Consider the following 10,597-nt stretch of genomic DNA (forward strand, 5'->3'; position numbering starts at 1 on the left):
CCTTCGCGAGCAAGCCCGCTCCCACAATTGACCTCGTTCATCCTGAAAAAACGCGGTCGAATGTGGGAGCGGGCTTGCTCGCGAAAGCGGTAGTCCAGGCAATAAAGAACGTGGATCAGAACTTGTCGAGGGTCTTGAACTTGGTCTCGCGCACCACTTCTTTCGGCTTGTACGCGCAATACCCTGGGCGCGGCCCGATTTTCGGGTGATTGCGGCAGGTGTCCGGGCGCTTGTCATAAATAGTGCAGAAGCGCGTCTTACGATCCAGGTACAGGCAATCGTTGTTGCTCATGCGCTGCAAGGTAAAAATTTCGGATTTGGAGTTGAAGCGCTCCACGATGCCTTCTTTCTGCAAACGCTTGGCGATGTTCTTCGGCGGGTCACCGAGCTCGAACTCATCGACGATGCCAATGCGGATCAAGTCCTTGATCTTCACTTCGACCGGCAGCGTGCAGCAGCTGGATACGCAGCCACCGCACATGTGCGCGGAATATTTCTGCCACGTTTCAAGACGGTCGAGTTCCGCGGCGGCGATCAGTTGAGGCTTCATCAGGGTTCCAAAAGGTGGGGCTGTGTCCGGGCGCGCGATCATACCGGGATTGGTGATTTTTTGAACAATATTTTGCGGATTTCAGCTCAAAGGTTTGGCAATGGCGCGATCGGGCACGGCCCCTGCATCTAAAACCGGTAAACGTGAATGAGTTAAAAAACTGCCGAACCAGAGCGTCTACCGTCTGTCAGACCGACTAGGCTCTAGCAACTCCTTCAATCTCGCCCGAGGTCGCATCGATGTCTCAGGAACCGCTTGCACGAGAAGCAGAGGTAGCCGCATTTCGCGAGGCTGTCTTGACTAAACTCACCTACGCGGTGGGCAAAGACCCCGACCACGCCTTCGACCATGACTGGTTCGAAGCCATCGCCTTGGCCGCCCGCGACCAGATGGTCGATCACTGGATGGACCACACGCGGCGCATCTACCGCAAAGGCCAGAAGCGGGTGTATTACCTCTCGCTGGAATTTCTCATCGGCCGTTTGCTCTACGACAGCCTGAGCAACCTCGGCGTGCTGGAGATTGCTCGCGAAGCCCTGTCCGAGCTCGGCGTAGACCTGGAACGCATCCGCCTGCTGGAGCCCGACGCGGCGCTCGGCAACGGTGGCCTGGGCCGCCTGGCGGCGTGCTTCATGGAAAGCATGTCGACCTTGGACATTGCCGGTCACGGGTATGGCATTCGTTATGAACACGGCCTGTTCCGCCAGGCAATCGTCGACGGCTGGCAGCAGGAACAGACCGAACGCTGGCTGGATTTCGGCAACCCGTGGGAATTCGAACGGGCCGAAGTGATTTACCCGATCGGCTTTGGCGGCAGCGTCGAAACCCTGCCGGACGCCTCCGGCAAGCTGATCCAGGTGTGGACGCCCAACGAAACCGTACGCGCGGTGGCCTACGACACCCCGGTGGTCGGCTGGCGCGGTGCCAGCGTCAACACCCTGCGCCTGTGGCGTGCGCGTGCCGTGGAAGACTTGCACCTGGAACGTTTCAACGCCGGTGACCACCTGGGCGCCGTGGCCGAAGTCGCCCGCGCTGAAAGCATTTCCCGCGTGCTTTACCCGGCCGACAGCACCGAAGCGGGGCAGGAACTGCGCCTGCGTCAGGAATACTTCTTCGTTTCCGCCTCCTTGCAGGATTTGCTGCGCCGCCACAAAAACATGCATGGCTCGGTGCTGAGCCTGGGCGAGCACGCGGCTATCCAGCTCAACGACACTCACCCATCCATCGCCGTGGCCGAGTTGATGCGCCAACTGGTCGACCTGCACGACATTCCATGGGAAGCGGCGTGGGATGTCACCGTCGAAACCCTGTCGTACACCAACCACACCCTGTTGCCCGAAGCCCTGGAAACCTGGCCGGTCGGGCTGATGGAACGCATGCTGCCGCGGCACATGCAGATCATCTACCTGATCAACGCCCAGCACATCGATTCTCTGCGCGCCAAAGGCGTTCACGATTTTGACGTGCTGCGCGCGGTCTCGCTGATCGAAGAAGACAACGGCCGTCGTGTGCGCATGGGCAACCTGGCATTCCTCGGCTCGCACAGCGTCAACGGCGTGTCGGGCTTGCACACCCAGTTGATGCGTAACACGGTGTTCAGCGAATTGCACAAGCTCTACCCGGAGCGCATCAACAACAAAACCAACGGCATTACCTTCCGCCGCTGGCTGTATCAGGCCAACCCCATGCTTACCAATATGCTGGTGGAAGCGCTGGGGCCGGACATTCTCGACACCATGGAAACCCGCCTCACGGAGCTTGAAACCTTCGCCGAGAAGCAGGCCTTCCGCAAAGCCTTCGCCGATCAGCGCCTGCACAGCAAGCGTGCACTGGCTGAAATCATTCACGAGCGCCTGGGGATTTCGGTCAACCCGGCGGCGATGTTCGACGTGCAGGTCAAGCGCATCCACGAGTACAAGCGCCAGTTGCTGAACCTGTTGCACACCGTGGCGTTGTACCAGGCGATCCGTGCGGAGCCCGGCACCGACTGGGTGCCGCGCGTGAAGATCTTCGCGGGCAAGGCCGCCGCCAGCTATCACCAGGCCAAGTTGATCATCAAGCTGACCAACGACATCGCGCGCACCGTCAACAACGACCCGACCGTGCGCGGCCTGCTCAAGGTGGTGTTCCTGCCCAACTACAACGTCAGCCTGGCGGAAAGCATCATTCCGGCGGCGGACTTGTCCGAGCAGATCTCCACCGCCGGCTTTGAAGCGTCGGGCACCAGCAACATGAAGTTCGGCCTCAACGGCGCGCTGACCATCGGCACCATGGACGGCGCCAACGTGGAGATGCACGAGCGCGTGGGTGCCGAGCATATGTTCATCTTCGGTCTCAGCGCAGCGCAGGTGGAAGCCCGCAAACACGCCGGGGAATTCAACGCCGGGCCGGACATCGCCGCGTCCCATCGTTTGAATGATGTGCTGCAGGCGATTCGTGGCGGGGTGTTCTCGCCGGATGACCCGGGCCGTTATGTGGGCTTGATCGACGGGCTGATCGACTACGACCGCTTCCTGGTGTGCGCCGACTTCGATTCCTACTGGGATGCCCAGGCACGGGTCGAGGCGCATTGGCATGATTCCAAGGCGTGGTGGCGTTCGGCGGTGCTCAATACGGCACGAATGGGTTGGTTCAGTTCGGACCGGACGATCCGCGAGTACGCCACTGAGATCTGGAAAGCACTCGACTAAGCACCGCAGATCCAAAAGTGTGGGAGCGGGCTTGCTCGCGAAGGCGGAGTGTCAGTTAACAAATATGTCGACTGGCACACCGCTTTCGCGAGCAAGTCGAATCGTCGCACCGCCCCTCCCACATTAGCCCCGCGTCGATATACTAGGCCCCGGTTTGCCCGCCTCGGGCTCCTCAGGGATATCGACCATGCAATGGATTTTAATGCTGATTGGCCTGGTGCTCGGCTGGACGCTCGATGAGTCGTTCACCGATGCCGGTTTCGGTGCGTTATTGGGGCTGGGCATTGGCCAAGCGATTCGCTTGTCGATGCTGGCGTCCCAGGCTAACCAGCAGGGTCGTCAGTTGGAGACCACGCAGAAAGCGTTGAAAGCGTTGGAGCAGCGCCTGGCGCAGCTGGAAATCCCCCTACCTGGGCCTGTGTCGCTGGCGCGCAGTGTGCTGGTCGAAACACCTGTTCCCGAATCCCCTGTCCCTGAACCGAAGCCTGCGGCCAAGGCGCCCGACCTTGTGTGGGAGTTACCGGCTGAATTGGCGCCCGTCCCGAGGGTCGCTGAAGCGAGCCAAGCGTTGCCGGACGACGTCTGGGCCCCGGCGCCAACGCCACGTCCTCAAGCACCTGCGACTCCCCGTGGTCCCAACTTCATCGAGCGCGCCATCAGCGGTGCGCGTAATTGGCTGTTCGGTGGCAACACCGTGCTGCGCGTCGGCGTGGTGCTGTTGTTCCTCGGGCTGGCCTTTCTGCTGCGTTACGCCACCGAAGGCATGGTGGTGCCGATTGAGTTGCGTTACGCCGGTGTGGCGGCCGCCGCCATCGGCTTGCTCGGCCTGGGCTGGTGGTTGCGGCTGCGTAACAGCAACTACGGCTTGATGCTGCAAGGCACCGGTATTGCGGTGTTGTACCTCACGGTTTTCGCGGCGATGCGCTTGCACCCGCTGATCGATCCGGGCGCGGCGCTGGGCTTGCTGGTGGCCGTCACGGTGTTCTCGGCGATTCTGGCGATCACTCAAGACGCGCTCGGCCTGGCCTGTGCGGCGGCGCTGGGTGGTTTTGCCGCGCCGATTCTGACCTCCACCGGCGCGGGCAACCACGTGGCGCTGTTCAGCTACTTCGCGCTGCTCAATGCCGGCATTCTCGCGATTGCCTGGTTCAAGGCCTGGCGCTTGCTCAACCTGATCGGGTTTGTCGGCACTTTCGGCATCGGCTTCGCCTGGGGCATTCGCGCCTATACGCCGGAATTGCTCTGGAGCACCGAGCCGTTCCTGATCCTGTTTTTCCTGATGTACCTGGCCATCGGCCTGTTGTTTGCGCGACGAACATTGCGCGAGATGAGCGACGCGCCCGAAGACGACAGCCGTGGCGCGTTGCTGCGCTGGTCGGCGGCCAAGGGCGATTATGTCGACGGCAGCATGCTGTTCGGCCCGCCGCTGGTGGGTTTTGGCTTGCAGTTCGCGCTGGTGCAGCACCTCGAATTTGCCGCCGCGTTCAGTGCGCTGGGCCTGGGCATTATTTACATGGGCCTGGCCCGCGTACTGAGTGGCGGGCGCGCCTTGTTGCTGGCGGAAACCTGCCTGGCGCTGGGCGTGATCTTTGCCAGCCTCGCGATTCCATTGGGCCTTGATGCACGCTGGACCGCCGCTGCCTGGGCCGTGGAAGGCGCGGGAATCTTCTGGCTGGGTTTGCGCCAGCAACGGCCACTGGCGCGAGCATTCGCCTTGTTGTTGCAATTGGGTTCTGCGGTAGCGTTTCTCAGCGAGCTGCGGGTCGGGGAGCTGACTTTGCTCGACGGCGCGCCGTTGGGCGCGTTGCTGCTTGGCGCGGCGTTGTTGTTCAGCTTCGATCAGTTGCGCAAGGCGCCAGTCGAGCAGTCGGCAGCCTGGGAACGTCGAGGCCTGCCGGTGCTGGCGAGCCTTGGCCTGAGCTTTCTCTACCTGCTTGCGCCGCTGCTGTTGCTGACCCAAGGCACCGCTATCAGTTGGGCCATCGCCGGGCTGGTGACCCTGTTCGTCGGCCTGCGCATCGGCTCGCGCACGTTCCTGTTCACGGCCTTCGCGGTGCAGTTGTTGGGGGGGGCGTTGTTCCTGCTGCGCCTGCACGGCGGTGAGGGTGCGGCGGTATTCAGTGCAGGCTGGTCGGGCTTGTTGACCGCGTCCCTGATTGGTTTGGCCTTGATCGGCGGCATGCTCCTGGCCGCACGCGACGACATGGTGCGCAGCGATGTGCGCCTGCTGCGCGGGCTGTCGGTGGTGCTGTTGGCCGGCTTGGTGCTGATCAACCTCGCCGTGCTGTTTGTGCTGCCATGGGAGAGCGCCAGCGGCGTGTGGGCGGCCAGTGGTTTGTTGATCATCTGGTTGAGCCTGTACCTGCAACAGCGCGTCAGTTTCGTGTTTGGCCTGCTGCTGCAACTGATCGGCGGCGGTTCCTTCCTGCTCGCAGTGCCGCAGTTGCTCGGGCCATTGACCAGCGAGGGTTTGCGGCCCTTGGCGCACAGCGGTTTCTGGACGCCATTGGTGTTGGGCCTGGCCGCGCTGGTCGGCGCCTGGCGCTTGCAGCGTGAACCTCATGCGCCGGTGTTTGCCGTGCTGAAACTGCAGCGCCTGTCCGACCTGCTCCTGGTATGGGGCGCGGCGTGGTGGGCGTTGGCGTTGATCGGCGAAGTGCTCAGATTTATTCCTGACGAATTACAGGGCGCCTGCTTGCTTGGCGTCGCGGCGCTGAGCGTGGCGATCTGGGCGCTGCTGGCCGAACGTTTGCGTTGGGCATCGCTGGGCAGGGTGTGCGCCCTGCTGATGCCGGCGGCGGGGCTGGTGTTGCTGGTCTCTGCCCACGCGTATTACCACCCGGCGGCGCAGTTCGGCTGGCTGGCTTGGCTGGCGGTGTTCGGGGTGCATTTCATCTCGCTGCGGCGTTTGGCTGGCGTGGTGCCTGCCAAGGTGCTGAGCGTGGCGCATGTGCTTGGCTGCTGGATGTTGATCGGCGTGCTGGCGCTGGAGCTGCGTTACGGCCTGCTGCTGCTGTCGAGTGAATACAACGCCTGGCGCTGGCTGGGTTGGGCGATTCTGCCAAGCCTGTATTTGGTGCTGGCCGCTGCGCCGCGCAGTTGGCCGTGGCCGGTGTCGGCGTATCCGCGTGAGTACCGCGTGCTGGCCGCGTTGCCGCTGGCAGTGCTGATGCTCGGCTGGTTCTGGCTGGCGAATATCTTCAGTGATGGCACGGCCAAACCGCTGCCGTATGTGCCGCTGCTCAACCCGCTGGACCTGGGCCTGCTGTTCGCGCTGCTGGGTGTTTACCTGTGGTCGCGTAGCGTGGCGCCCGCGCGCGGGCCACGGGTTGAACTGATCGCCGAAGGCGTGGCGGGTATTTCGCTGTTCGCGTTCTTTACCGCGTTGGTCATGCGCACGGCTCACCATTGGGGCGGCGTGCCGTTCCATCTGGATGCGTTGCTGGCGTCGATGCTGGTGCAGGCCGGTCTGTCGATCGTGTGGACCTTGGTCGCCCTTGGCCTGATGATCGGCGGCCACCTGCGCCATCGCCGCGAAGTGTGGCTGATTGGCGCGGCGCTGATCGCGGTGGTGGTCGCGAAGCTGTTCTTTGTCGAACTGAGCAACCGTGGCGGCTTGGCGCGGATCGTGTCGTTTATCGGTGTGGGCGGGCTGTTGTTGGTGGTGGGTTACTTTGCACCGCTGCCGCCTAAACGTGCCGAACCTGTGATTGAAACCGAGGGAGCGTCTTCTTGATGGGCAAGCTGAGTCTGAGCGGGTTGGCGGTATGGCTGGTGTGTTCGGCGGCTTACGCCCAGGAAGGGCCGGGCGACTTCAGCACACACGTGCCACTGGCTGTGAGCGGCAGTGGCCCCTGGTATCGCCTGGAGCTGCCCTTGGCGGTGCAATTGAGTGCGCGTCAGGCTGACCTCAGCGACGTGCGCGTATTCAATGCCGCCGGTGAGCCGCAGGCCTACGCCTTGTCTCGCCAATCGGCGCAGCGTTCTGAGAGCCGCAACGTGGCTGACGTGAAGTGGTTTCCGCTGTACGCCGCCGACACCCGCGAAAGCGTGCCGGAGGTGGTGATGAAATCCACCGCCGAGGGCACGCTGCTGGAAGTGCGCCCGCCCAAGGCCGGCAAACAGGTGCTGCGTGGCTGGGTGCTGGACGCCAGCGCGATCAAGGCACCGTTGCAGCAACTGAGCCTGGATTGGAGCCGCGACCGAGACGGCTTCCAGCGCTTCAGCATTGAAGCCAGCGATGACCTGCAACACTGGGAGTCCTGGGGCGACGGCCAGGTGGCGCGCCTGTCGTTTGCCGACGAACGGGTCGAGCAGCATGACGTGAGTTTGCCGGGGCAATCGGCGCGTTACCTGCGCCTGCTTTGGCAGGGCCAGGCCGCGCCGCTGCTGACCTCGGCCAAGCTTGCAAGCGCCACCCGCAGCAGTTTGCCGATGCCGCTGGTGTGGTCGCAGCCGTTGGCAGGCGCCCGGCTCAAGGCGGGAGAGTACAGCTGGCAGTTGCCGATGGGGCTGAATGTCGAGCGCGTGCGCATTGAATTGAAGCAACCCAACACGCTGGCGCCGGTGACCTTGTCGGGTCGCCGTGAAGGCAATCAGGCCTGGCAGCCGTTGAGCAATGGCTTGCTGTACCGCCTGACCCAGAATGGCCAGGACGTGGTGCAAGATGAATTGCAATTGCCGGGGCAGGCGGTGGCCGAACTCAAGTTGCAGGTCGACGAGCGCGGTGGTGGCCTGGGTGTCGACGCGCCGGCCCTGCGGTTTGCGGTGCGCGCCACGCAGTTGGTGTTCCTGGCGCGGGGTGAGCCGCCGTTTACCCTGGCGTTGGGCAATGCGTCGGTGAAGGCGGCGAACCTGCCGTTATCCACGCTGATCCCCGACTACAGCGCCGAGCGCCTCAAGACCGTGGGCCTGGCCAAGGTCGCCGGGGACGCGGTGGTCCAGCCGCCCGCCGTGGTGGTTTCGCCTGAGGTGGGCGCCGACTGGAAGAAGCTGGGCTTATGGGCCGTGCTCCTGCTGGGTGTGGCGGCGCTGGGGGCGATGGCCTACAGTTTGTTGCGCAAGCCTCAGGCCAAGCCCTGACACGGTCCGTGAACTCTATTGGCGTTAAATCCTCTGATTAGAGGAAATACGCACCGACTCGCGTTAAACTGCGCGGGTTTTTAGCCCCCCATTGCACCGGAGCCTTACATGTCCCGCGTTACCCTGAGTCGCTATTTGATCGAGCAGACCCGCAGCAACAACACGCCTGCCGATCTGCGCTTCCTTATCGAAGTGGTGGCGCGTGCTTGCAAGGAAATCAGCCACGCCGTGTCCAAAGGCGCATTGGGTGGTGTGCTGGGCAGCATGGGCACTGAAAACGTCCAAGGTGAAGTGCAGAAGAAGCTCGACGTGATCTCCAACGAGATCCTGCTCGAAGCCAACGAATGGGGCGGTCACCTGGCCGGCATGGCGTCCGAAGAAATGGACAATGCCTACCAGATCCCGGGCAAATACCCGAAAGGCGCGTACCTGCTGGTGTTCGACCCACTGGACGGCTCGTCCAACATCGACATCAACGCACCGGTCGGCACCATCTTCTCGGTACTGCGTTGCCCGAACGAATACCTGAGCCAGAACGAAGCCCTGAACGAAAAGGCCTTCCTGCAGCCAGGCACCGAGCAGGTAGCTGCCGGTTACGCGATCTACGGCCCACAGACCATGCTGGTACTGACCCTGGGCGACGGCGTCAAGGGCTTCACCCTGGACCGCGAAATGGGCAGCTTCGTGCTGACCCACGAAGACATCACCATTCCTGCTTCCACCCAGGAATTTGCGATCAACATGTCCAACCAGCGTCACTGGGAAGAGCCGGTGACCCGCTACGTGGGCGAGTTGATGGCAGGCGAAGAAGGCCCGCTGAAGAAAAACTTCAACATGCGCTGGGTGGCTGCGATGGTCGCCGACGTGCACCGCATCCTGACCCGTGGCGGCCTGTTCATGTACCCACGCGACAGCCGCGAGCCTTCCAAGCCGGGCAAACTGCGCCTGATGTACGAAGCCAACCCGATGTCGTTCCTGGTTGAGCAGGCGGGCGGTGCGTCCACCGACGGCCACCAGCGCATCCTCGACATCCAGCCAGAAGGCCTGCACCAGCGTGTAGCGGTGTTCCTGGGTTCGAAGGAAGAAGTTGAGCGTGTGACTGGCTACCACAAGAAGTAAGCCTTTGCGGGCATGCTGTGATGAGCTGGCAAGCCCGCTCACCACAGCGCTTGCGCTGACTGAAGAGCCTCGAAACGTTTCAGCGTTTTCGGGGCTTTTTTGTTTTCGCTCGTCGGGAACCAGACACCTCTTTTCCCTTCTAAGCTTCTGGCAGATACCCAAGCTGCTTTGTCCCTCCAGGAGTTTTTCCATGTCGTTACGCCGTCTCGCCCTGCTGGCTTTTTGCGTGCTGTTGGCCGCATGCAGCAAGGTCAACCAAGAAAATTACGCGAAGTTGTCGGCTGGCATGGCCAAGGCTGAGGTGGAGTCACTGTTGGGTAAGCCGACCGATTGTTCCGGCGCACTGGGCATGTCCAGTTGCACCTGGGGCGATAAAAACAGCTTTATCAGCGTTCAATATGCCGGTGACAACGTTCTGATGTTTTCCGGGCAAGGCCTGAAGTAAACCGGGGCGCGAGCCTGCGGGAGAAGAAGAATGATGCGTTTTGTTTTGTGCCTTTGTGCCAGCCTGTTTTTGGCGGGCTGCGCCAGTCATTCTGGCGATGATCTGCAACCCAAGACCGCCAGCAACGTCAACCTCAAGCGTTACCAGGGCACCTGGTATGAGTTGGCCCGATTGCCGATGTACTTCCAGCGTAACTGCGCGCAGTCCGAAGCCCGCTACACACTGCTGCCGGATGGCGACATGACGGTGTTCAACCGCTGCCTGACGACTGAGTGGAAGTGGGAAGAGGCCAAGGGCACGGCCACGCCGCAAGTGCCGGGCAAGACCGACAAGCTCTGGGTGGAATTCAACAACTGGTTTACGTCGCTGCTGCCGGGCGTCGCCAAGGGCGATTACTGGGTGTTGTACGTCAGCGATGACTACAAGACCGCCCTCGTTGGCAGCCCGAGCCGGCGTTATATGTGGATCCTGTCGCGCACGCCGACGGTCAATGCCGACACCCGCGAAGACCTGCTGAGCAGGGCGCGGCAGCAAGGGTATGACACCACGCGGTTGATCTGGCGTACGTCGGACAAGCAGATGGCGAAGACTTCGCAGTAAACCGGTATCACCGCCAAAAAAATGTGGGAGCGGGCTTGCTCGCGAAAGCGGTAGATCAGTATCAGATGTTCTGACTGATCCACCGCATTCGCGAGCAAGCCCGCTCCCACA

At 62.3% G+C, this 10,597-nt stretch carries 7 protein-coding genes; 6 read left to right on the forward strand and 1 reads right to left on the reverse strand.

Annotated features, from left to right (window positions below; translation table 11 throughout):
• Window positions 1–115: 115 nt before the first annotated feature.
• Entirely contained in the window at window positions 116–550 is a 435-nt protein-coding gene (locus tag WBB95_RS26895) for a YkgJ family cysteine cluster protein (protein WP_071482617.1), read from the reverse strand.
• Between the two features lie 239 nt (window positions 551–789).
• Here WBB95_RS26895 and WBB95_RS26900 point away from each other — a divergent pair, with 239 nt between their 5' ends.
• The 6 genes from WBB95_RS26900 to WBB95_RS26925 all read left to right on the forward strand — a co-directional run bounded on the left by WBB95_RS26900 (window position 790) and on the right by WBB95_RS26925 (window position 10,486).
• Complete coding sequence (locus WBB95_RS26900; protein WP_424490338.1) at window positions 790–3,240, forward strand: glycogen/starch/alpha-glucan phosphorylase; 2,451 nt, start codon at window positions 790–792, stop codon at window positions 3,238–3,240.
• A gap of 187 nt (window positions 3,241–3,427) precedes the next feature.
• Window positions 3,428–6,976, forward strand: a complete 3,549-nt coding sequence (locus tag WBB95_RS26905) for a DUF2339 domain-containing protein (protein WP_424490339.1) — start codon at window positions 3,428–3,430, stop codon at window positions 6,974–6,976.
• On the forward strand, window positions 6,976–8,322 hold the full coding sequence (locus WBB95_RS26910) for a DUF3999 domain-containing protein (protein ID WP_424490340.1): 1,347 nt from the start codon (window positions 6,976–6,978) through the stop codon (window positions 8,320–8,322). Before WBB95_RS26905 ends, WBB95_RS26910 begins: the two co-directional genes overlap by 1 nt.
• 108 nt (window positions 8,323–8,430) lie before the next feature.
• Complete coding sequence (locus WBB95_RS26915) at window positions 8,431–9,441, forward strand: class 1 fructose-bisphosphatase (protein WP_053253909.1); 1,011 nt, start codon at window positions 8,431–8,433, stop codon at window positions 9,439–9,441.
• Between the two features lie 190 nt (window positions 9,442–9,631).
• Window positions 9,632–9,886 (forward strand): hypothetical protein, encoded by a 255-nt coding sequence (locus tag WBB95_RS26920; protein WP_424490341.1) that lies wholly within the window; start codon window positions 9,632–9,634, stop codon window positions 9,884–9,886.
• 30 nt (window positions 9,887–9,916) lie between these two features.
• The gene (locus tag WBB95_RS26925; RefSeq protein WP_424490342.1) at window positions 9,917–10,486 is read left to right on the forward strand and encodes a lipocalin family protein; all 570 of its coding nucleotides are present in this window, start codon (window positions 9,917–9,919) and stop codon (window positions 10,484–10,486) included.
• Window positions 10,487–10,597 lie beyond the last annotated feature (111 nt).

The sequence above is a fragment of the Pseudomonas sp. genome (assembly GCF_049645325.1).
Lineage (GTDB): Bacteria > Pseudomonadota > Gammaproteobacteria > Pseudomonadales > Pseudomonadaceae > Aquipseudomonas.